This is a genomic window from Flectobacillus longus (genome assembly GCF_030056705.1).
Classification (GTDB): domain Bacteria; phylum Bacteroidota; class Bacteroidia; order Cytophagales; family Spirosomataceae; genus Flectobacillus; species Flectobacillus longus.
The window spans coordinates 109130-133070 of record NZ_JASHIC010000025.1; the positions used below are offsets into that span (position 1 = coordinate 109130).

Genomic DNA, 23941 nt, shown 5'->3' on the forward strand with positions numbered 1-23941 from the left:
AATTAAGAAAACTTCTCTAACTGTTTCACCAAAACCTCGAAATCTTTAGGGTATGGCGCTTCGACTGTGATACGTTCGCCATCCATCAGATTAAAAGTCAACGAATGTGCATGCAATGCCACACGTTTCATTAAAGGAAGTTCGTCTGTATTTTTTTTAAGGTTAAAACCTCTCTTCAAATCTGAGAGATATAGCGTGTCGCCTCCATAAGTTGGATCGCTTACAATTGGAGCTTTCAAACAAGCCAAGTGAATCCTAATTTGGTGCATACGACCAGTAATGGGCATACATTCAATTAGGGTATGTTTGCGATATACCTTGATAGTGTTAAAAATCGTCTCGGCTTCTTTACCTTTCTGACGGTCAATCACCACTTGAGTACCATCACGCTTCTGGGCGATAGGCAAATACACCGAAATCATATCTAAATCATGGATACCATTTGCTACTGCGTGGTAGCGTTTAGCGACCTGACGATGTTCAAATTGCATTGACAAATGACGATATGCCGCAGGGTTTTTAGCAATAGCCAAAATACCAGATGTTTCTTTATCAAGTCGGTGAGCTAGTTGGGCATCATCAGAATATTCTTTTGCTAATCGCAAAATACTCTGTGAGTTATCAGCCTGACGCTCGTCGAGAGATGAAATATAAGGTGGTTTATTTATAACTATGAAGTCGTCGTTTTCGAAAAGAATTATATCTTTGAAATTAATGCGCATAAAAAAATAAAATATTAGTAGACTCAATATGAGCCGATAATCAAACGATTAGACAATAGTGCAAAGTTCCTACTTTTTTTGCAAACTCTAGGTATGTTCCTGAAACAGTTTGTATTTTCTTTTAAAATGCCCCCTTTTAAAGCTAAAAAAGGTGCAAGAAACATCCTGCACCTTCGGTAATATGATATTTTAATCTTCTGCTTCTTGTTTTTTGATGGTGGCTATCAAGCTTTGTAAAAACTCATGGCGCTCTGGTGAACTAGCAGGATATTCCATTTTCAGCTTGCTTAATCGGTCATGAATGACCTGCGCTACCATCAAACGCATATTCTTTTTATCATCAGCAGGAATCACATACCATGGCGAATGCTCGGTTGCAGTATGATCGACTAGCTCTTGATAGGCCTCATGATATTCTTTCCAAAACTCTCTTTCTTTGACATCCTGCTCCTCAAACTTCCAGTTTTTATCGGGGTCTTCGATTCGTTCGATTAAACGTTTGCTTTGTTCTTTTTTCGAAACATTCAAAAAGAATTTGACTACCTCAAATCCATTCTGGTGCAAATGTTTTTCATAATGTTTGATTGAATCATAACGTTCCTCCCACACTTTTTCCAAGTTTTTGGTTTGTTCTTCAGGTAAACGTTGTCCTTCGAGTAAAATCGAGGGATGAACTTTTACCACCAACACCTCTTCATAATACGAACGATTATGGATGGCTAATTGCCCTCTTTGAGGCATTTTGAGCATACTTCTCCACATAAAATCATGGTCGAGTTCCTCAGCGGAAGGTCGTTTAAAACTATGAACTACGATACCCGCAGGATTGATTCCAGAAAAGACCGCTTTGATAGTGCCATCTTTTCCAGCGGCATCCAAAGCCTGAAATATAATTACCATTCCATACCTACCATGCGCATACATACGCGATTGAAGCTTGTCGATTTTCTTATGTAGTTCAGATAATTGAGCTAAATAGTCAGTCTCATCAACATACAAATCTTCGATTTTGGTAGGAAGTTTTTTGATAGATAAGTTGCCATTTCCATCAAAACTAAAGTCTTTCATTTCAGGCTTTGCCATAGTGTTGTTTATTTTTCGTAAATACCTTTTGCTACTTTTTCGGTAATTGATTTAGGTGCTAACCAAGCCATAAAAGCCCCCAATTTGTTGATAAACCCTGTTACAACTTCAGTAGAACCATCAAACATTGATTTTACGGCGATTTGTGCTACTTCCGTTGGCGTCATCATTACTTTTTCTGCTGCTTTCAAGGCTTTCTCTCCTACCTCTGCTCTATCGTTGAAATCAGTAGCAGTTGAACCTGGGCTAATAGCCGTTACTGAAACCGAAGTACCGTCTAGTTCATGTTTTAAAGCTCTGGTGAAATTGAGGACAAAAACCTTTGTGGCTGCGTAAATCGCCATGTGAGGCAATGCCTGATAAGCTGTTGAGCTAGCAATATTCATGATATATGACTTAGATTGACGCTTCAACATAGGCAAAAATGTTTGGCACATTTCTGTCAAAGTAAGCATATTCAAGGTCATCATATCGCGATTTTTTTCAATCGAATAATGTCCTAATGGACCTACTAGGCCATATCCTGCGTTATTTACTAACACCGACACTTCGTATTGTTTGGCATTTACCCAATCATATACTTGTTGAGCTACCCCAATTTGAGCTAAATCAATCGCTAGGTAATCAACTTCTACTTTATAACGAGATTTTAGTTCAGAAGCCACTTTTTGAAGCAGTTCTTCAGAGCGAGCTATCAATAGGAGATTGTATTTTCTGCTAGCAAGTTCTGCTGCAATTTCTTTTCCGATACCTTTACTGGCACCTGTAATCAATGCGTATGACATAATTGTGTGAATAGTCGGTTGAATCTGATTTTATACAAAATGCAATCCCCCAAAATTAACAAAGCCCCACCAAATGGCAGGGCTTCGTTTAAATAATTTACCTAAAATTATTTTTTAGGAGCTGGAGTTGCAGGAGTTGCACCTGGCAACATTGATCTCAAACCATCTGGATCTTCAGGTTTGATAGCAAGTGCTTTTTTGATAGCATCTTCAGCTTTTACGGTATCTTTAGATACTGTCAAGTAGTAACCTGACAAATAACGAAGCGCTTCGTAAGTATCGTCTTTCTTCTCTTTGTAAGTAGTTGAGTTTTCTGCTTTAAGTGCATCAATTACTGTCAAATATTGCTCATAGTAAGGTACAGATAACCACTTATCGCCACTATAGTCAATCAAGTTATTTGTACGTGCACGGAACAAGAAGAATGGAGGCCATTTAGCGTTAATTCCAATAGCTTTAGCAAAAGCAGTATCACCTTTCATTGCCAAACTAACACGGTTTACTGAATCTGTTTTTGGCGTATATGCAGCAGCAAAGTAGTATGCTAATGCAGCGTTGTACCAGTCACCAGAAGTAGCTTGCAATTTCTTGTTAGCTTTCCATTCGATTGATTTGAATGCAGCGTCAGCAGCATGTGCGTATCTCTTTTGCTTGTAACGAATCGAGTAGATTGACAAGTGGTGGTTGTTGTTAGTATCTAACGGAGCCGCTTGTTCAAAATAGTGAACTGCTAATGAGTCGTTGTTCAAACATTGATAACCTTTTGCGAAATATACGTTATCTAAGTAGTAAGGTTTTACACCAGCTTTTACCATTTGCTCAAGGTTGTTGATACCCTCTTGGCATTTGTTCAATTCGATGAATGAATAACCTTTCATACGATAAATATCATTGTCTTTTGCACCACCTGCTTCAGCTTGACTAGTAAAGTCCATTGAACCTGTATAGTCTTTTGCTAAGAATAATAATTTAGCAGTACTCAATAAAATCATTGGGCTAGCTTCAGCTTTACTAACATACTTTCTGTAATATTTAGAAGCGTCTTTGTAACGGTTGAAGATATTGTAGTATTCACCAAAACGCTTGTAAATTGGAGCGTAGTTAGAGTCAGTTTCAATAGCACTTTGGTAAGAGTTTACAGCATATTGGTAGTTTTTACCACGAAGATAAACTACACCAATTTTTGTATATAACTTAGCACTTTTCTCTTTGAAGTTAGCTTGCTCATAAGCAGAAACCGCTGGACCACCATCGTTCTTGATAAGGAACGCATCTCCTTTAACGGTATTCATTTCAACTGTCAATTCCTTCACTTTTGTTTTTTCAGGAATCATATCAATCAAACGAATAGCTTCAGCTGGGTCATTGTTTCCTTTGTTTGCTTCTTCGCCGTTGTTTACGTCATAGAACATTACATAAGCTTCAGCAATACGGAACAATACATCTGCATTTTTTGATTTTGTATCAGCAATGATTTTATCAAAATCAACTTTTGCCTCAGCTACTTTATGATTGGCAACTTTGATAGCAGCCAAACCAACTGCATTTAGTGGGTTTTTAGCATCAACAGTCAAACCTTTTTCGAAAGCAGCTTTCGCAGCATCAAGATGGCCTACACGCAAATTATAATAACCTAAATAGAATTGGTTCTCTGCCGTCGGAGCAGCCGCTACCAAGCTCTCAAAAGTCGCCTTCGCTTTACTTGGCTGGTCTCCATCCAACTGCGACAAACCTTGCTGTACTGTTTGCGCATTTGCAGCACCTGCAAACAGTAAACTAACAGCCACCAACAGAGATTTCATCTTTACTTTCATTTGTGTAATTAGTTAGTTGGGATTAAGATTAATGAATAAATAATTTTATTTGATTTAGTTTTTTCAGAAGGTTTTTAATAAAATGAGTACCCTTAGAATCTCTACATTGTTTCTTTTTAAACTTCTAAGACAAAATTAAATTAAAATTTCCAATAAAAAGGCAAAATTTTATTCTTTATAACCAGAATATAAGATTTATTAAAAAGGTCTTAAAATTTCTTTAACTTTTCATTGTCAATCAAATGAGTGAATTATCATTTTGATACAAAGACACTATTCTCCAATTTTTACTGTACGAATTTGAATTGGTCTTGTCAATGGTAATAGCCCCCCTTTTAAGACAATTAACTGACCCTGGTCCATACACATATAATTAATAAAGCCAGTACCTAATCCCATGTGCGATTCTTTCAATATGCACTTAATCACACGAGTTAAAGGATACTTTTTTAGAGCTAAATTATAGCCAAATGGTTGATAATAATCCTCTTTTGTTGGGTTTGCTTTATCAGTGACCGACATCACATTTATATCTTTAATAAACCCTAACGAAGCAGGGTCGTCTCCATCGCTAATCCAGTTGGTACCAATTACGCCAATCGCATTTTTGTGTGACTTTACGTACTCAATTACTTCTTTATTAGACTTCATAGCAAAAAAAGGAACTTTATCTTTTTTACCGATACCAAATTTATCCATCAAGAAAGTAAGGTTACTTGAGTTAGAATTATCAAATACTAACACGACTTCTTGATTTGCTCCCCCTTTTCCAAATTCAGACCATTTTTTGATCTTACCTTTCATTATAGCTTCTACATCCTTGACTGTAATCAATGTATCCGTATTTGCTTTATTTGTAATCAAAGCCAAAGCATCTCCTGCAAATTTATAGCTACGATACACAGTACGGTCATCTTCAAAAACCTTCTTTTCTTTCTCCGTCAACTCTCTTGCTACTACTACTAGTCTAGCCTTATCATTTAGCATCATATTGATAGCTTCTGTTTCGGGCTTATACACTACATTGATTTTGGTATATTTATAACCCTGTTCAAAAGCATACTTTTCTGCATCTAAAATATTCTGAAAAGACTCGTCTACTGCCACTGTTATTTCTCCTTTTGCAGGCGTATCAGTAGGTGCATTTTCATTTGGGTGGTTGCCTACGTATCCACAAGAAGAAACTAAGGCACCGAGTACACCAAGAGCTGAAACAAACTTAATATACTTTTTCATCGCTTTTTGAGATTTATAATATTAACGAAGCACCTAGATGCATCTATATATTTTCTTTGAATAATCTAATTCCATTAACTATCATTAACAAAGTTTTACTTTGTCATGAGCAATGCTTATCTGCATCGGCAATAAGCCCTATCACTTCTTATTGTCATAATAACGATACTCATCCTCTTCTTTCTCTTCCTCTGTATCTTCTTTATATTTTTCAATCGCTCTGTATCCTCTATACAAACCATAGATGATAAGAATTGCTCCCCAAGCATAAGACCATTTTATACTTGGAAAAAATACCTGTGCAAATGCTGAATCTGGCACAATGATTAAGAAAATCCCAATGCATATATAGGCTACAGACATCAGTCCAGCAATAATAATTACTGATATGGAATAATACTTTTGTGAATCTCTTTTTGGCATCTTTCAAAAATTTAAGTCCCTCTAAAAATGAAACCTGCCAGTTTCCTGACAGGTTTCATACTAATAAAGACTATAATAATGCATACTACTCCGATAATACGAAGTTGATAGGCACTGTAAATCTTGAACGAACTGGACGTCCAGACTGCTTACCAGGGTTCCATTTAGGAACCATTTTGATTACGCGAACAGCTTCTTCATCGCAACCAAAACCTACTGATTTCAATACTTCAACACCTTGGATTGAACCATCAGTGTTTACAACGAACTGAACGTAAACTTTACCTTGAACGTTAGCACGTTGTGCAGCAGCAGGGTATTTAAGGTTTTTCTGCAAGAATTTTGCAAAAGCAGGAATACCACCAGGGAATTCTGCTTGTTGTTCTACCGCAGTAAAGATTTCTTCTTCAACTGGTTTCGGTGGTTCAACTGGAGCTTCTTCTTTAGCAGGTCTTGCATCTGGATCCACTGGAGGAGCGATATCATCAGTATTACCTTTAACGCTTTCTGTTGCAGTATTACCTTTAATGTTATCTACCTCTGGTGGAGGCTCAGGTTTTTGTACCTCTTCATCACGCTTGATTTCCGGAGGTAAGAACTTTGTAGTTGTTACTTTCGGAATATCTTTTGGTGGTGGCGGTGGTGGCGGTGGTGGTGGTGGTGGTGTATCCGATTTTTTCGGAGGTTCAGCCACTTTCATCACCTCTGCAATCACCTCTGTCTTTTCATTGTCTTTTGGAGTCAAGCTGCTAATAATAAACGGTAGAGCAAGCGCACCAGCGAAAAGAGCAGAACCTATCATTACTGACCTCTTGACGACAGCTTGATAATTCTTTCTCAAAAAATAAGCACCGTATTCCTTATTCTTATCCTTAAAAATTATGTCGTCAAGCGTTGCATTAGGGCTAATTACGTTTGACATATTTTCTCGTTTTGTTAACTCTGTTGAAATTCTTTTATTGTTTTCAGAACCACAGAACTAAGATAAAACTATTTAATTAGTTATACAACTATTTCATTAGTTTTATTTTAATTTCATTGGTGTGCTTAATTATTTTCCTGATTTCTTCACCATTTCCTCATCAATAGGAGTAATTTCAAGAAGAGCATAACGCTTGTTATCAGTAATTGCACACTCATCGAGCAAATCCACCATATTTTTATACTTAGCACCTTTAGTAGCCTTGATAACGATGGTAAAGTTTTGTCCGACTTGCTTTTTTAATCTAAATAGTACTTGTCTGATACCTTGATCTGAGTAGTCAGTTACTTGAACGACTGTTGTCGCATCACCTGGTTTACCTTGATAGTAGTAAACTTTATTTTCATCTGGCAACACAGTAAGTGTTTCCGATGCTTTTACAGGAGATGTTTCCTTTGTCTCAGTTTTATCAGGCATACTAAGCTGCATTGTCACGGGCTTAGCCAACGTAGTTGTTAGCATGAAGAATGTGATCAGCAAGAAACCTAAGTCTACCATTGGCGTCATGTCAATCTTGGTAGACGCTTTCTTACTACGCTTTTTACCACCTTTCTTACCCCCACCGGACTGGTCTATTTCTGCCATAGTCGTTGAGTAGTTTTAATGTTGTTAATAGGATATCAATCTAGTTGCTTCGAAGGTTATGAGTACCCTACCCCACAATGCAGGGCAGGGTTAATAAACTACTGAGTACAACTTAATTAATTTCTTGGTTTGTTTTCAGGACCTGTGATCAACTGGAAAACGTTGATGTTTTGTTCTTGTAATGTACCTACAACCTGGTTGAAAACTTTGTAATTTGAGTTACCATCACCTTTGATAGCTACTTGTAGAGCAGGGTTTGCTAATTTAGCATACGTTACCCACAAGAAAAGTTCATTGTTAGCAGAATCGCAAGGAATACCTTGGTAGTATCCTTTTGCTTTCCATGCCGATGGTTTTTCCTCTAATACTTGTTTCAGTGCTCCAGCTGGATAACCTACAATTTCAGAAGCCATAAAGTTTTTCTGCATTGTAGCCGAAATTGGAACACCAACACGGTTAGCCATTCTTTCCAACATCATCTGTTGTGCTTCCTTGTCATCAACTCCCATAAAAATCTTTCCATCTGGTGCAACCGAAATGGTAATAACACCTTTTTCAGAAGGAAGCGGCTTTTCAGAGATAGACGTAGGAGGCGTAATGGTAACAGCTTCTTCAGGACGGAATTTCGCCGTCAACATGAAGAAAGTGAGCAACAAGAATGCCACGTCACACATCGCTGTCATGTCCAAAGACACACTCTGTCTTTTTGCTTTTACCTTTGGCATAATGTTATTAATTTGAAAATTTGAGAAAACTTATACTTGAAAACAATCTTGGGATTCAGAAGAGTGAACTCTTCAGATTTTCAAATTGCCCAATTTTCAAACTATTAACTGTGGTGAGAAGCAAAGTTTTGGTTAACGCTCAAACCGATTTCGTCAATGCTATATGTCAATTCGTCAATTTTAGACGTAAAGAAGTTATAACCGATGATACATACAGCTGAAGTACCGATACCCAATGCAGTGTTTACTAGGGCTTCAGAGATACCGTTTGCAAGAGCTGAAGAGTCAGTTGAACCTCCTGAGTTACCCAAAGCCGAGAACGCTTTGATCATACCGATTACAGTACCTAATAGACCGATAAGGGTAGATACCGACGCCAAAGTAGCGATGATAGTAAGGTTTTTCTCCAAAATTGGTAATTCTAAAGAAGTAGCTTCTTCAACTTCTTTGCTCAATGCAGCCAATTTTTGTTCTTTGTCTAAAGAACCATCTGTAGACAATTGCTTGTACTTTTTAACAGCAGCTAAAGTAACATTACCTACTGAACCTTTTTGTTTGTCACACTCTTTCAATGCACCTTCAACATCGTCTTTGTCCAAAGAAGCTTGGATTTTACGAACGAAAGCGTTGATGTCACCTGTACCTTTTGCTTTACCAATTGTAAGAATACGCTCGATAGAGAAAGTCAATGAAATCAAGAAACATGTCATCAAAACTGGTACGATGATACCACCTTTGTAAACGATACCAAAGTAGTCACCTGGAATTGGGTGTCCGTCTGGGTTGTTGTTCTCAAAGTGAGAAGGATCTCCCATTACGAATTTGTAAAGAGAAAGTGCTACAGCAAATAGAATCAAAATGATTACGCCCGCAGGAATACCGCCTGACTTTTTGTTTGCTGGTGCTGCTGGCTTTGGAGCAGCTGGTTTTGCTTGTTGTGTACTCATTAGTTTGGTAATTTGGGTTTAAGTTAAAAAACAATTTTTAGGTGATTTTTTAAAATAAATCTACAGAAAACTGTTTCAAGACAAAAGATTATTTCGATTGTTTTATGTTTTCTAGTAATGACAAAACTAACATAAATTTCTTTTAATTCTCATATCTCTATTGTCAAGTTTTTTTTAAGAAATTAGTCCGTATTCAACAAACATTGTATTATAGTAATATTTTAAAGCTCTATTCAAGGCTTTTAATGTACTTTTTGAAGAATTTGATTTTTACAAGAAAATATATAAACTTTTAAACAATATCTTATTTCGGGTAAATCTTATCAAGGATTGTTTCAATTTTCTTCATTCCATGAGTATTTACTACTGACTTTTGATGAGAAAAAACACTCAGATATTTTTCAAGAATTGTATGACTTCCTTCGAGTCGGATTCGAACTTTAGATGATTGATCAGCAAGAATTGATATTATATTGCCGACTCCCCCCAAGTTTGCACCTGACTCGGCATCGACTAATACAAATATTTCTGTTGCATTACTGATGGCAACTTTTAATTGATTCAAAATAATACTCTCAGAATAATTATCAATGTCATAGGTCACAAAGTTGGCTGACCAACCTTCTTGATAAATAATTTGGTGCAATGGATTTTGGTAGCGCACCTCCATTGGACTCTTTCGTACTTGGATATATAACAATAATGTGTTCATGAGAATTGTATTTTTTTCAGCTATTAGCTGTACCTTTGAGTGTTTATTCCTTACAGATATGGCGCAATATTATTCATATAATCGAGAAAATGCGAAGCGCAAAACAAGCGCTTCCTCTCTTAAAGAAGCAATCGAAGACATGCTTGAGTTTTACAAACTTCGTACAAAGTTTGATGAAACCTACGTGGCTGCTCACTGGGAGCAAATTATGGGGGCTCCTATTGCCGCAAGAACAACCAGAGTTTATATTACAGAAGCAAAACTGTATATCCAACTGGATTCGGCCTCTTTGCGAAATGAGTTATTAATGGCAAAAAACAAGATTCTTCAATTAATCAATCAAGCTATTGGTGCTGAATTAGTTAATGAAGTGATTTTTCTTTAATAAAAAGCCCCTGTGCTAGATGAACACAAGGGCTTTTTTTATATGGCTGATGTTGCTTTTTTCAGTAATGCTATGGTCTTTTTGATACCTTCTATTTCGGTTAGGGTTTCTCCTTCATACTCTATACCGACAATGCCTCTAAAACCTGACTTCTTGATAACATTCATCATTTTTATGTAATCAATCGTTGGCTCATTGCCTTTGGCATCAAAGTTAAACGTTTTGGCACTCACACCTTTAGCATAAGGCATCATTTCAGCGGTACCTTTATAGGGGTCATATTGTGTTTTGCATTGACTATGCCACTCGGCACCGCTCCATTCTAAACAGAAGTTGCCAAAATCGGGCAATGTTCCGCAGTTTTTCATTCCAACCTCTTTCATAATACCCGCCAACCATGCACCATTGGCCGAATATCCCCCATGGTTTTCCACGATGATATTAATATTGTGAGCCTGTCCAAATTCACTTAATGTTCTCAAGCTTTCTACACATCGCTTAGCCACCTCTTTAGGGTCTCCCTCTCCTCTCGAATTTACTCGAATGGTTTGGCAACCTAAAAACTGTGCAGCCTCCACCCATTTGTAATGGTTTTCGACAGCTTGTTTACGTTTTTGAGTATCAGCTTCGCCTAATTCTCCTTCGGCATCAATCATAATCAGGTGATTACGAATTCCTGACTCTACAGATCGTGTTCTTAATTCTTTGAGATAGGCTTTATCTTTTGCTTTATCAGGGAAAAATTGATTTACATATTCAACAATCTCTAAACCAAACTCTTTTTTAGCAAATTGTGGAAAGTCTAGATTGCTTAACTTGCCACTAAAAATGGTTTTGTGCAAAGACCATTCTGCAAGAGATATTTCGTAAAAAGGTTTAGCTGTGCTATTTAACCAATCATTTGACGACAATGCCAATCCTGCCAATCCTAATGAGGATTTTTTAAGAAAATCTCTTCTTGTTTGTTGTATCATAGTTAGTTTCAGTATGAAGGGTAAGATGGTTTTGATTAAGCTATTTGTTGAATTTGGTGTTTTTTTCCTCTAAAATCAAATGAATCGCCTACAACTTTTCCCATCAATAAAGCCCCAATAGGAGATTGAGCTGAAACTACCATCACTGCTTCGCCTACTACTTTGATTGAACCCAAGCTAACAGCAATAAAAAATATCCCCATACTCGTATGTACAAGTGCCCCTAAAGACACATGCTGTGGAATATGCGAAGAATCTATTCTTTCTAGTAATACTCTTTCTTGGCGAGCTTGCTCGTATTGGCGGGCATACATATCTCTATCTAACTGCCCCATAGCTCTTGCTGTTTCGTATTTGTCTCCCGCAGAACTTTTGCTTTCTTCATTTGCTGAGGCTTGGGCGGCCTGCATTGCTCCCCAAGCAGCTTGCATTCGTTCTTCTAGCTGATTTTTAATATAATCTATTACCTCTTGTTTCATAAGTCTACTTGTCTAACAAAGCCATTACAACTTTGATTTTGTGGTAATCGTATTTGCCCTGCAACAAATCAAATACAGGTTTGACTGGTTCTCCTTTTTTAGTACCAAGCATTTTCATGGCTTGAGCAATAGCATTAAACTCTACTGTAGTGACAAATTTTCGTAAATCGACAGGATGACCTTCTTCAAAGAACTTCACCAAATGCGATACAATCGTAACAGGGCTCAAACCTCTTCTTTCTGCTATCTCGTCTAGGGATAAACCTTCTTCATAAAGTGAAAAGCTTATTTTAGCAGTATCTCCTTTTTCACCTCCAGATTTACCTAAAGTTTTGATAAAGTCCCGAATTTCTTTGAGGAAAGCATCGCCATATTGTCTGAACTTTTGCTCTCCTACCCCTGATACATTGAGCATCTCAGCTGGAGAAATAGGTTTTTTCTGTGCCATATCCGAAAGGGTTGCATCCGAAAAGACTACAAATGGAGGAATATCCAAGTTATCGGCAATTTGTTTACGCAACAATCGCAAACGCTCAAACAATTCATCACGAACCACCTCACGTTTGGTTTTTTCCTTAGGAACTGCATTGGCTTCGCGTTCGGCTTGCTTTTCCTCGAATGGTCTAAAGCGTACGAGTTGAACTTTTTTTCCATCCTTCAATACCGACCAAGAAGCGTTATTTAATTTAAAGGCATGTTGCTCGTCATAGGCAATATCCATAATACCTGAATTGAGCATTTGTTGAATATAATCTGCCCATTCCTCATATTTTAAATCACGTCCTGCGCCAAAAGTTTTGATTTCGTGGTAGCGATGCTCTATAATTCTACGATTGTTAGAACCACGAAGTATATCAATGAGCATACCCATAGCAATTCTTTCATTAGTACGTGCGATTGCAGAAAGGGCTTTCTGAGCTAGTACTGTAGCATCCACTCTGATAGGGGGATTTTTACAAACGTCACAGTTGCCACAATCATGGTCAACCTCCTCGTTGAAATAACTTAATAGAATCCGTCTACGACAAATTTCTGCCTCTGCATATTGCTTTAATCTATCCAACTTAGCTAGTTGGACTTCTTTCATTTCTGCTGGCAATTCAGATTGAGCCAGCATATCTTTTCGGACAATTAGGTCATTATAAGAATAAAACAATAACGTATCAGCTTTGACACCATCACGACCTGCACGGCCTATTTCTTGATAAAAACTTTCAATATTAGCTGGCAATGAATAGTGCATCACCCAACGAACATTGGACTTGTCGATACCCATACCAAAAGCAATAGTGGCGCAAATTACCTGAATATCATCTCGTAAAAATTGGTCTTGTACTTTTGCACGTTCGTCGGTGCTCATTCCTGCGTGATAGCATCGGGCAGAGATACCCACTTTCAGCAGTGAGTCGGCGAGCTGTTCTGTATTTTTTCGACTTAAACAATATATAATACCTGCTTTCCGAGGGCGTTCTTGAATAAACTTTTGAATCGTTTTTAAGCGATTTCGTCCTGGTTGTACCGACAATGACAAGTTGGGTCTGTCGAACGAACTAATAAAGACACGAGCTTCGGGAATTCCCAACTGGGTAAGTACATCTTTTCTAGTTACTCTATCAGCTGTAGCAGTCAATGCCATAAAAGGCACATTTGGCAAAGCAGACTTCAACACGTGTAATTGAGTATATTCTGGTCTAAAATCATGTCCCCAAACAGATACACAGTGAGATTCATCCACGGCTACCATGCTTACTTGCAAAGACTTTATCCAATCGAGGTATCCATTCGAAAAGAGTTTTTCAGGAGAAATATATAGTAGCTTTATTTCACCAGCTTTACATTGGCGTTCTATTGCAAATCGTTCGGCACCAGAAAGCGAAGAATTGATATAAGCAGAAGGAATACCATTGGCTTGCAATGCTTGAACTTGGTCGTGCATTAATGCAATAAGTGGCGAAATTACAATCGTAATTCCTTGCATCATCAGTGCTGGTACCTGAAAACAAAGGGACTTTCCTCCCCCTGTTGGCATCAGTACCATACAATCTTGTCCATACAATGCCCAATCAATGATGTCTGCCTGAAGAGGTCTAAATTTATCATACCCAAAATATTGCTTGAGTACTTGTTCTTTTGTCAATGCCATTTTAGCAAAATATAAATAGTGAATGATGATGAAGATGTCTGTGAAACATAGTGTGTAGAATGTTGCATCTTCAACACAAAGTTAACAAATGTTTGGGTTTAGGATAAAACTGAGCTATTGCTTGTACAAAATAAAAGCGGGTAAATACCATACAGCATTTACCCGCTTTTGAAAAAATCGTTTTAGAAACTAGTAAGCTCTAATTTCTACCCCTTTCATAAAGTTTACAAAAGCTTTGTTTACAACTTTATTACCACCTGGTGTTGGGAAGTTACCTGTAAAATACCAGTCACCAAGGTTATATGGACAAGCTTTGTTAAGACTGTCTACTGTTTGATAAACAATTGCCAAATCAGCTTTTAAGTCTGCTGGCTTTACAATATCTGCAATTTTAGCTGAAATCTCTTCGTTTGTAAATGGTTCGTAAATCGCCTTCACAAAGTTTTGTGTATGAGCTGTTCCTAGTTCAAAAGCACTTACACAACGACCCAAAGTATCTTCAAGGATATCTTCCATGTGACGCTCTATCAACAATTCATAAGTTGCACGGAATGCCACAAAGTCTTTCATTCTTGACATATCGATACCATAACAATCTGGATAGCGAATTTGAGGTGCTGACGAAACAATTACGATTTTCTTTGGACCTAATTTGTCCAACAATTTCAAAATAGAACGTTCGAGTGTCGTACCTCTTACGATTGAGTCATCAATCAATACAACATTATCGATACCTTTTTTGATTACTTCGTAAGTGGTATCATACACGTGCGATACCATATCATTACGGTCGGCGTCGTTTGTGATGAAAGTACGAAGTTTTACATCTTTCGAAATCAACTTTTCGACACGAGGACGGAATGTTAATAATTCTTCTAAAGTTTCCTCTGCCAAACCTCCGCCCATGATGGCTTTCTTACGTTCTTTGGCAAGATAATCTTCCAAGCCTTCAATCATACCCAAGAAGGCAGTTTCGGCAGTATTTGGAATATACGAGAATACCGTATTTTTAAGGTCGTAATTTACTTCTTGAAGTACTTGTGGGATTACCAAACGTCCTAATTCTTTACGTTCGGCATAAATATCTGGATCTGAAGCGCGTGAGAAATAGATTCTTTCGAAGCTACATGATTTCTTTTCGAGTGGTTCAATAAATTTCTTTTCAGAATAGTTACCAAGTTTGTCAATAATTAAAGCATGACCTGGCTGTACCTCCTGAATATCTTCGTAATTACAGTTAAATGAAGTTTTGATAGCTTGCTTTTCTGAAGCTACTACTACCACTTCATCATCGGCGTACCAAAACGCAGGACGGATACCCGCTGGGTCACGTGCTACAAAAGCCGAACCATGTCCAGTTACACCACACATAGCATATCCACCATCAAAATCACGGCACGAACGCTGTAATACTCTTTGCAAATCAATATTGTCTTCAATAACATTTGACAGCTCTGGATTTTCGTAGCTATGTTTATGGAAGTCAAACTGACGTTGGTTTTCTTCATCTAAGAAGTGCCCAATTTTTTCCATTACAGTTACTGTATCCACTTTTTCCTTCGGGTGCTGTCCTAATGAGATTAACTTATTAAAAAGCTCTTCTACATTAGTCATGTTAAAGTTACCAGCAACTACCAAGTTTCTACTTCTCCAGTTACTTTGGCGCAGCATTGGGTGGCAGTTTTCAATTTCGTTTTGTCCATGTGTACCATAACGCAGGTGACCTAAAAACACTTCACCAGAGAATGCTACATTTTCTTGAATCCACTTGGCATCTTTAGCTTTGTCTTTATGGTCTTTTAGGCCTTTACGAAACTTTTTGTAAATTTTTCCGAAAATATCAGCTACAGCATTTTGTTCTACAGAACGGTATCTGCTGATATATCTGTGACCAGCAGGCACATCTATTTTGATGTTGGCTACACCCGCACCGTCTTGTCCTCGGTTCACTTGCTTTTCCATCATCAGGTAAAGCTTGTTGATACCATACAGCGGGGTTCCGTACTTATTGATATAGTACTGATAGTCTTTTCGGAGACGGATGAGTGCGATACCACACTCGTGTTTGATTGCGTCAGACATGACTTTACTTGGTAGTTATTTTGCGTTTGTTGAGTATTATTTTAGAAATAGTACTCCTGAAACCATTTATACAGATTAAAGTGGTTCGGTTATTTTTCGCAATAAAATTCAGATTAATAGAGGGTTAACGATGGGTTATCTTTCAGTAAACAAAATTAGGTAGAAAATCCTGAGATTACCAAGAATTTTTGTGCCATATTTTCGAATAATAAAGTAAGAATTTGATACTTAATGGTTATTGAAAACTAAATCTTTATTTACTTATAATTTCATTCGAGATGTTTCTATCAATTACTGAACAAATTCTAGTTTTTGATATTACTAACCAAAGCTACAAGCTATTTTGGAAAACTACTAATGCTTTTCAGTAAGCGAATAACTTTAGTTATAATTGCCATACAAAGCTCTATTTAAAATAGTTCACTATTAAGTATAAATACTGTAATATCAGATACTTTGATGTAAGTTATTACTTACCAACAAAAGTTATCCACATCTTGGCGAAATTGTGGATAACTTTTGTTAATGCTTTATTCAATCTCAATTACAACGCCCGACGAAGCTGGGTGCGCAACACATGTCAAAATATACCCCTGCTTGATTTCATTGTCTGTCAAACCATCTTCTTCGTCCATTTGAACTTTTCCGCTCAAACATTTGCCCATACATGCAGTACACATACCAGCCTGACATGAATATGGTAAATCTATATCTTCGCGAAGTGCAGCTTCAAGGATTGTTTCGTGTGGTTTTACCAATACTTGATACTCATCTCCTTCGTATTGAATTGTTACTGTTTGTTCTTTGATACTTCCGCCTTCCTCTTCATCAGCTTCATTGGCAGCGGTATCATGTGCGCTAAAGAAATGTTCCTTGTGGATTTGGGCATCGCTTACTCCAAATATTCTAATAGCATTTTCTACCTGCTCCATCATACCTTCTGGTCCACACAAGTAATATTCGGCTTTACCTATGTCTAATCCAAAGTCTTGTTTTAAGAAAGTCACCGCCGACGCCTGATTGATACGAGTTTTGTAACCCGTCCATGTATAAGAAGGTTGGCTCAGTACATGTAATACTCTAAAACGACCTTGATAAGTTTTTTCTAGTTCTTCTAACTGTTTTTTGAAAATGATATTTTCTTCATTTCTCGAACCATAAACTAAATACACTTTGGTGTCTGTTTCTACTGGTAAAACTGATTTGGCAATAGACATTAATGGCGTAATACCAGAACCACCACCAAATAAAACGATTACTCGCGACTTAGTTGGATTTGGTTCGATTACAAAATGTCCCATTGGTTCCATCATTTCGAGCGCATCGCCTACCTTAAGATTGTCACAAAGGTAATTTGATACCAGTCCTCCAGGAACACGCTTGATAGTTACAGCAATCGAAGCATCCTTGTTAGGCGAACTAGACATTGAATAGCTACGACGTACTTTTTTACCATCAATTTCTGGAATTAACGTCAAAAACTGCCCAGCCTTATAACTGACAGCTTGATGGATAGGATGCCAAAAAGAAAAAGTCTTTGTATCTGGAGTTTCTTCAATAACCTCCTTTACAGTCAAATGAAAATATTTTGCACTCATCTAATAATATAACAGTTTACAAGACTAATGTTTTTTGAACTTAATAAAAGTCAAATTAAAGTCTGGTTTCTAAATCAATTCAAGAAAACAATACCCCCAAAGTCCTATTTCTTAGAATAGAACTTTGGGGATAATATGACCACAAAATTACAGTAATCTATTGGGGTATCAAAGGATAATTTTCCCTAAAACATGGATAATAAACCTATTGTAATTCTAAAGTTGAGTTACGACCTCGTCTACATTTTTGGTATTAGGAAAAAAAGAGAGTAATCGAAGAAGAATTGCCTCCACAACTGCATCAGGACATGACGCACCGCAGGTTAGCATTATTGTGGTAATATCTTTATGGGGAAGAAAACTCTCTGTCACTTTTTCACTTTTTGTATGTAAATCAAAATGACTAATCAAATTTTCTGACAAGATTTTATCTGCCGAAGAAATAAAATAGGTTGGTAGTTTTTGTTCACAAAGTTCTACCAAATGTGAGGTGTTTGAAGAGTTATACCCCCCTGCCACAATCACCAAATCAGCTTCTTTTTCTAGCAAACCATAAGTGGCACTTTGATTGTCATTGGTAGCATAGCAAAGAGTGTCGCGAGTATCGGCAAAGTAAGAAGTAATATCTAATCCTTCTACATGATATTTTTCACGCATGACATTCTTAAGATAGTCAGCAATTGCCTGTGTATCAGAAGCTAGCATTGTTGTTTGATTTACGACACCAATACGACGCAAATCTTTCTCAATATCAAAATTTTCAGAATATTGACCTTTAAATTCTGTATAAAAATCTGCTTGAGGTTTTTCACCTGTGATATATTTTGCCAGCTCAACCGTTTGCTTCATATCTTTTACCACTACAGTCGGAGCATTTTGTTTGGCATGAGAAAAAGTCGCACGAGTTTCTTCATGTGAAGGTTTGCCGTGTACCACGATGGTATAATCCTTTTGTCCGATAGCTGATGCTCGATTCCATACCTTTTCAACAAACGGACAAGTTGTATCGTATTGGTAAGCATTGATACCAATAGCCGAAAGCTTTTGTTGTATTTCCAAGGTTGTTCCAAATGCAGGGACAATGACTACATCCTCGCTCGTTAAGGAGTCCCATTCTATAAGCTGATCGCCTGAGGTATTCATAATAAATTGTACTCCACGACTTAGTAAATCTGCATTTACATCGGGATTATGAATCATCTCAGAAAGTAAGAAAATCCGTCGATTAGGGTTTTCGTCGATTGTCTTATAGGCTATCTCTACCGCGTTTTCAACACCATAGCAAAATCCAAAATGTCTTGAAATCAAAAAACGTACCGAGCCACAGTCAAGCAATGTTGGCGTAAAATCCTTTTTTAGCTTGTCTCTTTGGCGACGTTTTTCTTTGATTCCTCCAATGATACTACTCTTATAGAGTTCTGGTATTTGAAAAGACTTCATTTTCTTCATTTTTTTGCGTGCCTCTAGCCCAGCAGACTCAACATCTGAACCTGACGCACGTTGTGCTTCCTTAACGGGAGATTTAGTAAATAACTCCATTTTATTAAACTAGTTTTTGACCTAACAGTTTTGAAAATCGTCGTTTAATCACAAAAAACTTGTAAAATCTTTCAAATACCCATACCAGATGATTGTCTTTGGCGCTGTTAGATGTTATTGCTATAAGTCATCGACCTTCAATCTTTTAAGATTTTCAGGAAAAGTACGCCAAAGATAATAGTTGTCTAACGGATATTTTCACAAAGGTTCATTTCTTGTTTCTTCAAACTACTCAAAGCTGTTTACAGCTATATCAATTTCTTTTTTAAATAAGTGTTACTGCTCCATAATTTATGAACAAGACACTACTTTCAAAAACACTTTTATTGTTGTGATTAGTTCGAAAAATCCAACTTTTGCCATCCAATTCAAAGGCTTTATTAATTCAAAAACAACATTCCTAAATTATCCTCAAATTTATAGCTCGATACTTATTAAATTTGTATTAATCATTCCATTACCACTATTCAAAAAAATGATTTTTATCAGGAATATGATATTATTATTTAGAGTATATACCTGTTAATATAAGCATATCAATATGTAAAATATATTCAACCAAAAACCTATATAACAGCCTTTTAAGCCTATTGTAAAAGTTTTTTTCATTTTTATATGTAACTTTCTAGTCTATTCATTCGTCTCTATTATAAGAGAGTAAATTATTCTAACGAGTGTTTGGTAAAGTCATACAAACAACCGTTTAATAACTTTAATAATAAAGTATTGGATATGCTATTGATAAAGTAATTTTAGTATTCTACTTTTGTTATTGCTTAGATAAAAAAAATACAACAATGCAGTAGTCAGAATATTTGCTCAGTTGGTGTTTTGAGTTATTTCTAACAGTTAAAGTACTCTTGCAAGTACACTTAACGATATAAGTTCATGAAAATTAGAACAAAGCGTTTCTTTCGAAATCCGATGGTGTTATTAGGAATCTTGCTTTGCTTCGTCGCTAGTTTAATATCATTCAGTCACGGAGTTGCAGATTTCAATCAAAACAAACAGGGTTTTTTCAAAGGAAATATTAGTTTCGAGGAGAATAGAGAACATTCTTTCAAAACCTCAAAAGTAGTTGTTAAAAAATTAACAGAAAGAGGTGGGAATAGCATTAGCATTATGGCCACCGATGACAGTACTTCTGAATCAATTTATGTAAGACTTTACAATGTGGACAAGCCATCTACTTTTTTTATTCCAGGAAATGCCTCACAAAAGAACATTGGAAATATTGTAAAAGATTTTAGTCAGTATCGTGACATCAATAATTTTTATCAAGCATCCCTTCCAAATGCAGAAGGTTTGCTAAATGGAGTAGGTCGTGTTAATATCATCAAATTAACTGATGATGAAATTGAGGGTGAAATTATCATTATGGCAAATAATGCCGAAGGTGAACAGGCTCAATTATCATGGTCAAAATTTAAAGCAAGTATTCAATAAGCATAAAAACATTGTTTTTATGTACAAAATATATTTAGTGGTTAGGTGATACAAAAACGCTTGTTGCAGTTGCGACAAGCGTTTTTTGTTATTTGAAATATTCTTGGTTTAATCCAAAATCACTTTTGTTGACTTTATTAATGAAAACTTATCGTGATAATTTTTGTATTTCGCTAAGATTCAGTAATTTTGCACCCTGATTTTAAGATGGTTAGTCATGTCAAATTCATTAATAATTGATAATTAGAAATTTGCGCTAAGAACTAACCAACTAATGAAGAACTAAAAAAAACTAAATAATCAACATTTAAAATGGCAAGGGATTTAAAATACACAAGAAACATTGGTATCGCGGCCCACATTGACGCTGGTAAGACTACTACTACTGAGCGTATCTTGTATTATGCTGGTGTAAGCCACAAAATTGGTGAGGTACACGACGGAGCTGCGACTATGGACTGGATGGAGCAAGAGCAAGAGCGTGGTATTACCATTACTTCAGCAGCTACTACTGTAAACTGGAACTATAGAGATGAGAAATACCATATCAACATTATCGATACTCCAGGTCACGTTGACTTTACTGTAGAGGTAAACCGTTCTTTGCGTGTATTGGATGGTCTTGTATTCTTGTTCAGTGCTGTTGATGGTGTTGAGCCTCAATCTGAAACTAACTGGCGTTTGGCTAACAACTATAACGTACCTCGTTTAGGCTTTGTTAACAAAATGGACCGTTCAGGTGCTGACTTCTTGAATGTATGTAAGCAAGTGAAGGAAATGTTGGGTAGCTACGCTGTACCTCTTCAATTGCCTATCGGTGCTGAAGATAAATTTGAAGGTGTAGTTGACTTAGTAAACTTCCGTGGTATCAAATGGAACGAGCACGATAAAGGTATGACTTTTGAAGTAGTACCTATTCCTGAAGATATGTTGGATGAAGCTACTGAATACCGTGAGAAATTATTGGAAGCTGTAGCTGAATTCGATGAGTCATTGATGGAGAAATATTTCGAAGATCCAGAATCTATCTCTGAAGATGAAATCTTGGCTGCTCTTCGTGAAGCTACAATCTCAATGAAAATTGTTCCTATGTTGTGTGGTTCATCTTTCAAAAACAAAGGTGTTCAAACAATGTTGGATTATGTAATGGCGATTCTCCCTTCTCCATTGGATAAAGAGTCTATCAAAGGTACTGATCCTCGTACAGATGCTGAAATTATTCGTAAACCATCTACATCAGAACCATTTGCAGCATTAGCGTTTAAAATTGCAACTGACCCTTATGTTGGTCGTTTGTGTTTTGTTCGTGCTTACTCAGGTGTGTTAGAGGCTGGTTCTTATATCTTGAACAACCGTTCTGGAAACAAAGAGCGTATCTCTCGTATCTTCCAAATGCACGCTAACAAGCAAAACTCAATCGAGCGCTTAGAGGCTGGTGATATTGCTGCGGTAGTAGGTTTCAAAGACATCAAAACTGGTGATACCCTTTCTGATGAGAAAAACCCTATCGTTCTTGAATCAATGGTATTCCCTGATCCTGTTATCGGTTATGCTATCGAGCCTAAGAAATCAGCTGACCAAGACAACTTCTCGAAAGCTATTGGTAAATTGATCGAAGAAGACCCTACTTTGCAAGTTGAATCTAACGAAGAAACAGGTCAGACTATCATCAAAGGTATGGGTGAACTTCACCTTGAAATTATCATCGACCGTATGCGTCGTGAGTTCAAAGTGGAAGTAAACCAAGGTGCTCCTCAGGTAGCTTACAAAGAATCGTTGACTAAAACTACTGAACACCGTGAAGTTTACAAAAAACAATCAGGTGGTAAAGGTAAGTTTGCCGATATCGTATTCGAAATGGGACCAAGAGAAGATGGTAAGGAAGGTTTGGAATTCATCAACGGTATCGTTGGTGGTGTAATTCCAAAAGAATTTATTCCTGCTATCCAAAAAGGTTTTGACAGTGCTATGAAAAATGGTGCTTTGGCTGGATACCCAATGGATTCAATGCGTGTTCGTTTGTTCCACGGTTCATTCCACGACGTCGATTCAGATGCGTTGTCATTCGAATTGGCTGCTCGTATGGGTTACAAAGAAGCAGCAAAAGCAGCAGGTGCTAAATTGATGGAGCCTATCATGGCTGTTGAAGTAGTAACTCCTGACGAATATACTGGTCCTATCACAGGTGACATGAACCGTCGTCGTGGTATGATGAAAGGTATGGACTCAAAACAAGGTGCTGTAATCTTGAAAGCAGATATTCCATTGTCTGAATTGTTCGGTTATGTAACTGACCTTCGTACAATGTCTTCTGGTCGTGCAACAGCTAACTTGACTTTCTCTCACTATGAATTCGTTCCGCAAAACATTGCTGACGAAGTAGTGAAAAAAGCTAAAGGTTTGTAATAACACGCTAGCTTGCTAGTTGTATATAAACTACCGCCTCCTCGACTTGTCGTGGGGGCGGTTTTATTTATCCCCTATTCCAATGACGCTTCCTATTCTTTATCAAGACGAATATCTTGTAGCTATCAACAAACCTCATAATTTGTTGGTACACCGCTCGCCTATTGCTGCCGAAGAAACTGTATTTGCTTTACAGCTGCTTCGAGACCAACTGGGTGTTTGGGTAAGTCCATGTCACCGAATTGACCGTAAAACTGGTGGAGTACTATTATTTGCCTTGAATAAGGAGGTTGATAAACTTGTCAAACAGCAGTTTGAACAACATACTACTTGCAAAAAATATTGGGCTTTAGTAAGAGGATATTTACCAGAAGAAGGCTTTACTGATAGACCCTTGGCTAAAGACAATGGAGATATGCAAGATGCGCTTACTCGATTTAAGTGTTTACAACAAATTGAGCTAGCAATCGAAGTGAGTCGTTATCCTACTTCTCGGTATTCGTTGGCAGAGATATACCCTGAAACAGGTCGTATGCACCAAATACGTAGGCATTTTGCACAATTAAGACATTATCTTATTGGTGACAAAACTCATGGCGAATGCAAACATAATAAGATGTTTGAGCAGCATTTTGGACTGAATACCATGCTTCTTCATGCAGCTTCGTTGGAGATAGTTCATCCTATTAAGAATGAACCATTGTTGATTGAAGCGCCTTTGCAAACTGAGTTCTTGGAGGTTCTACAAAAGATTGGAATTTCTACAGATGACTTGCTTATTGAACACCAATAGTTATGTCATTAAGCTATAAATCATCTTGTTTTATAAAAATTTCTAGAATAGCATTTGCTCAATAACTTGTAAATCAGTAATT

General features: G+C 37.1%; 21 protein-coding genes. 4 read left to right on the top strand and 17 right to left on the bottom strand.

Features of this window, described 5'->3' with window-relative positions:
* Positions 1 to 2: 2 nt before the first annotated feature.
* From QM491_RS18675 to QM491_RS18725, 11 genes are all read right to left on the bottom strand, one after another.
* Positions 3 to 722 carry an RluA family pseudouridine synthase gene (locus QM491_RS18675; RefSeq protein WP_095166956.1) on the bottom strand — a complete coding sequence of 240 codons (720 nt, stop codon included), beginning with the start codon at positions 720 to 722 and terminating at the stop codon, positions 3 to 5.
* Positions 723 to 911: 189 nt separating this feature from the next.
* Complete coding sequence (locus tag QM491_RS18680) at positions 912 to 1805, bottom strand: PPK2 family polyphosphate kinase (RefSeq protein WP_283329059.1); 894 nt, start codon at positions 1803 to 1805, stop codon at positions 912 to 914.
* An 8-nt stretch (positions 1806 to 1813) separates the two neighbouring features.
* Positions 1814 to 2590 carry an SDR family NAD(P)-dependent oxidoreductase gene (locus QM491_RS18685; RefSeq protein ID WP_283329060.1) on the bottom strand — a complete coding sequence of 259 codons (777 nt, stop codon included), beginning with the start codon at positions 2588 to 2590 and terminating at the stop codon, positions 1814 to 1816.
* A 107-nt stretch (positions 2591 to 2697) separates the two neighbouring features.
* On the bottom strand, positions 2698 to 4404 hold the full coding sequence (locus QM491_RS18690; RefSeq protein ID WP_283329061.1) for a tetratricopeptide repeat protein: 1707 nt from the start codon (positions 4402 to 4404) through the stop codon (positions 2698 to 2700).
* Between the two features lie 273 nt (positions 4405 to 4677).
* Positions 4678 to 5640, bottom strand: coding sequence for a PstS family phosphate ABC transporter substrate-binding protein (locus tag QM491_RS18695; protein WP_283329062.1), 963 nt, complete (start codon positions 5638 to 5640; stop codon positions 4678 to 4680).
* Positions 5641 to 5781: 141 nt separating this feature from the next.
* Positions 5782 to 6063 carry a hypothetical protein gene (locus QM491_RS18700; protein WP_283329063.1) on the bottom strand — a complete coding sequence of 94 codons (282 nt, stop codon included), beginning with the start codon at positions 6061 to 6063 and terminating at the stop codon, positions 5782 to 5784.
* Positions 6064 to 6148: 85 nt separating this feature from the next.
* Positions 6149 to 6985: an energy transducer TonB gene (locus QM491_RS18705; RefSeq protein ID WP_283329064.1), complete on the bottom strand. Its 837-nt coding sequence runs from the start codon at positions 6983 to 6985 to the stop codon at positions 6149 to 6151.
* A 129-nt stretch (positions 6986 to 7114) separates the two neighbouring features.
* Positions 7115 to 7630, bottom strand: coding sequence for an ExbD/TolR family protein (locus tag QM491_RS18710; protein WP_095167523.1), 516 nt, complete (start codon positions 7628 to 7630; stop codon positions 7115 to 7117).
* A gap of 116 nt (positions 7631 to 7746) precedes the next feature.
* On the bottom strand, positions 7747 to 8355 hold the full coding sequence (locus QM491_RS18715) for an ExbD/TolR family protein (RefSeq protein WP_095167521.1): 609 nt from the start codon (positions 8353 to 8355) through the stop codon (positions 7747 to 7749).
* Between the two features lie 104 nt (positions 8356 to 8459).
* Complete coding sequence (locus QM491_RS18720; protein ID WP_166549594.1) at positions 8460 to 9302, bottom strand: MotA/TolQ/ExbB proton channel family protein; 843 nt, start codon at positions 9300 to 9302, stop codon at positions 8460 to 8462.
* A gap of 304 nt (positions 9303 to 9606) precedes the next feature.
* Entirely contained in the window at positions 9607 to 10014 is a 408-nt protein-coding gene (locus QM491_RS18725; RefSeq protein WP_283329065.1) for a hypothetical protein, read from the bottom strand.
* On the opposite strand from QM491_RS18725, the gene QM491_RS18730 reads away from it, so the two are divergent.
* Positions 10013 to 10399, top strand: a complete 387-nt coding sequence (locus QM491_RS18730) for a DciA family protein (RefSeq protein ID WP_283329066.1) — start codon at positions 10013 to 10015, stop codon at positions 10397 to 10399. The two genes, QM491_RS18725 and QM491_RS18730, sit on opposite strands and share 2 nt — an antisense overlap.
* Positions 10400 to 10437: 38 nt before the next feature.
* On the opposite strand, the gene QM491_RS18735 is transcribed toward QM491_RS18730, so the two are convergent.
* From QM491_RS18735 to QM491_RS18760, 6 genes are all read right to left on the bottom strand, one after another.
* Positions 10438 to 11373, bottom strand: a complete 936-nt coding sequence (locus QM491_RS18735) for a sugar phosphate isomerase/epimerase family protein (protein WP_310589588.1) — start codon at positions 11371 to 11373, stop codon at positions 10438 to 10440.
* Positions 11374 to 11408: 35 nt separating this feature from the next.
* A complete protein-coding gene (locus tag QM491_RS18740; RefSeq protein ID WP_283329067.1) occupies positions 11409 to 11852 on the bottom strand; it encodes a transcription elongation factor in 444 nt (147 codons plus the stop codon).
* Positions 11853 to 11856: 4 nt separating this feature from the next.
* Complete coding sequence (gene recQ / locus QM491_RS18745; RefSeq protein ID WP_283329068.1) at positions 11857 to 13995, bottom strand: DNA helicase RecQ; 2139 nt, start codon at positions 13993 to 13995, stop codon at positions 11857 to 11859.
* A gap of 189 nt (positions 13996 to 14184) precedes the next feature.
* Complete coding sequence (locus QM491_RS18750) at positions 14185 to 16077, bottom strand: amidophosphoribosyltransferase (RefSeq protein WP_283329069.1); 1893 nt, start codon at positions 16075 to 16077, stop codon at positions 14185 to 14187.
* 530 nt (positions 16078 to 16607) lie between these two features.
* Positions 16608 to 17675: a ferredoxin--NADP reductase gene (locus QM491_RS18755; RefSeq protein ID WP_283329070.1), complete on the bottom strand. Its 1068-nt coding sequence runs from the start codon at positions 17673 to 17675 to the stop codon at positions 16608 to 16610.
* 216 nt (positions 17676 to 17891) lie between these two features.
* On the bottom strand, positions 17892 to 19115 hold the full coding sequence (locus QM491_RS18760; RefSeq protein ID WP_283329088.1) for a 4-hydroxy-3-methylbut-2-enyl diphosphate reductase: 1224 nt from the start codon (positions 19113 to 19115) through the stop codon (positions 17892 to 17894).
* A gap of 987 nt (positions 19116 to 20102) precedes the next feature.
* On the opposite strand from QM491_RS18760, the gene QM491_RS18765 reads away from it, so the two are divergent.
* From QM491_RS18765 to QM491_RS18775, 3 genes are all read left to right on the top strand, one after another.
* Positions 20103 to 20660, top strand: a complete 558-nt coding sequence (locus QM491_RS18765) for a hypothetical protein (RefSeq protein ID WP_283329071.1) — start codon at positions 20103 to 20105, stop codon at positions 20658 to 20660.
* Between the two features lie 312 nt (positions 20661 to 20972).
* Positions 20973 to 23066 carry an elongation factor G gene (gene fusA, locus QM491_RS18770; protein WP_283329072.1) on the top strand — a complete coding sequence of 698 codons (2094 nt, stop codon included), beginning with the start codon at positions 20973 to 20975 and terminating at the stop codon, positions 23064 to 23066.
* Between the two features lie 82 nt (positions 23067 to 23148).
* Complete coding sequence (locus tag QM491_RS18775) at positions 23149 to 23859, top strand: pseudouridine synthase (protein ID WP_283329073.1); 711 nt, start codon at positions 23149 to 23151, stop codon at positions 23857 to 23859.
* Positions 23860 to 23941: the final 82 nt, after the last annotated feature.

Bases quoted from the DNA above. Each gene is read 5' to 3' on its own strand.
- QM491_RS18675 (WP_095166956.1), bottom strand. From the start codon at position 722: ATGCGCATTAATTTCAAAGATATAATTCTTTTCGAAAACGACGACTTC.
- QM491_RS18680 (WP_283329059.1), bottom strand. From the start codon at position 1,805: ATGGCAAAGCCTGAAATGAAAGACTTTAGTTTTGATGGAAATGGCAAC.
- QM491_RS18685 (WP_283329060.1), bottom strand. From the start codon at position 2,590: ATGTCATACGCATTGATTACAGGTGCCAGTAAAGGTATCGGAAAAGAA.
- QM491_RS18690 (WP_283329061.1), bottom strand. From the start codon at position 4,404: ATGAAAGTAAAGATGAAATCTCTGTTGGTGGCTGTTAGTTTACTGTTT.
- QM491_RS18695 (WP_283329062.1), bottom strand. From the start codon at position 5,640: ATGAAAAAGTATATTAAGTTTGTTTCAGCTCTTGGTGTACTCGGTGCC.
- QM491_RS18700 (WP_283329063.1), bottom strand. From the start codon at position 6,063: ATGCCAAAAAGAGATTCACAAAAGTATTATTCCATATCAGTAATTATT.
- QM491_RS18705 (WP_283329064.1), bottom strand. From the start codon at position 6,985: ATGTCAAACGTAATTAGCCCTAATGCAACGCTTGACGACATAATTTTT.
- QM491_RS18710 (WP_095167523.1), bottom strand. From the start codon at position 7,630: ATGGCAGAAATAGACCAGTCCGGTGGGGGTAAGAAAGGTGGTAAAAAG.
- QM491_RS18715 (WP_095167521.1), bottom strand. From the start codon at position 8,355: ATGCCAAAGGTAAAAGCAAAAAGACAGAGTGTGTCTTTGGACATGACA.
- QM491_RS18720 (WP_166549594.1), bottom strand. From the start codon at position 9,302: ATGAGTACACAACAAGCAAAACCAGCTGCTCCAAAGCCAGCAGCACCA.
- QM491_RS18730 (WP_283329066.1), top strand. From the start codon at position 10,013: ATGAGAATTGTATTTTTTTCAGCTATTAGCTGTACCTTTGAGTGTTTA.
- QM491_RS18725 (WP_283329065.1), bottom strand. From the start codon at position 10,014: ATGAACACATTATTGTTATATATCCAAGTACGAAAGAGTCCAATGGAG.
- QM491_RS18735 (WP_310589588.1), bottom strand. From the start codon at position 11,373: ATGATACAACAAACAAGAAGAGATTTTCTTAAAAAATCCTCATTAGGA.
- QM491_RS18740 (WP_283329067.1), bottom strand. From the start codon at position 11,852: ATGAAACAAGAGGTAATAGATTATATTAAAAATCAGCTAGAAGAACGA.
- recQ (WP_283329068.1), bottom strand. From the start codon at position 13,995: ATGGCATTGACAAAAGAACAAGTACTCAAGCAATATTTTGGGTATGAT.
- QM491_RS18750 (WP_283329069.1), bottom strand. From the start codon at position 16,077: ATGTCTGACGCAATCAAACACGAGTGTGGTATCGCACTCATCCGTCTC.
- QM491_RS18755 (WP_283329070.1), bottom strand. From the start codon at position 17,675: ATGAGTGCAAAATATTTTCATTTGACTGTAAAGGAGGTTATTGAAGAA.
- QM491_RS18760 (WP_283329088.1), bottom strand. From the start codon at position 19,115: ATGAAGTCTTTTCAAATACCAGAACTCTATAAGAGTAGTATCATTGGA.
- QM491_RS18765 (WP_283329071.1), top strand. From the start codon at position 20,103: ATGAAAATTAGAACAAAGCGTTTCTTTCGAAATCCGATGGTGTTATTA.
- fusA (WP_283329072.1), top strand. From the start codon at position 20,973: ATGGCAAGGGATTTAAAATACACAAGAAACATTGGTATCGCGGCCCAC.
- QM491_RS18775 (WP_283329073.1), top strand. From the start codon at position 23,149: ATGACGCTTCCTATTCTTTATCAAGACGAATATCTTGTAGCTATCAAC.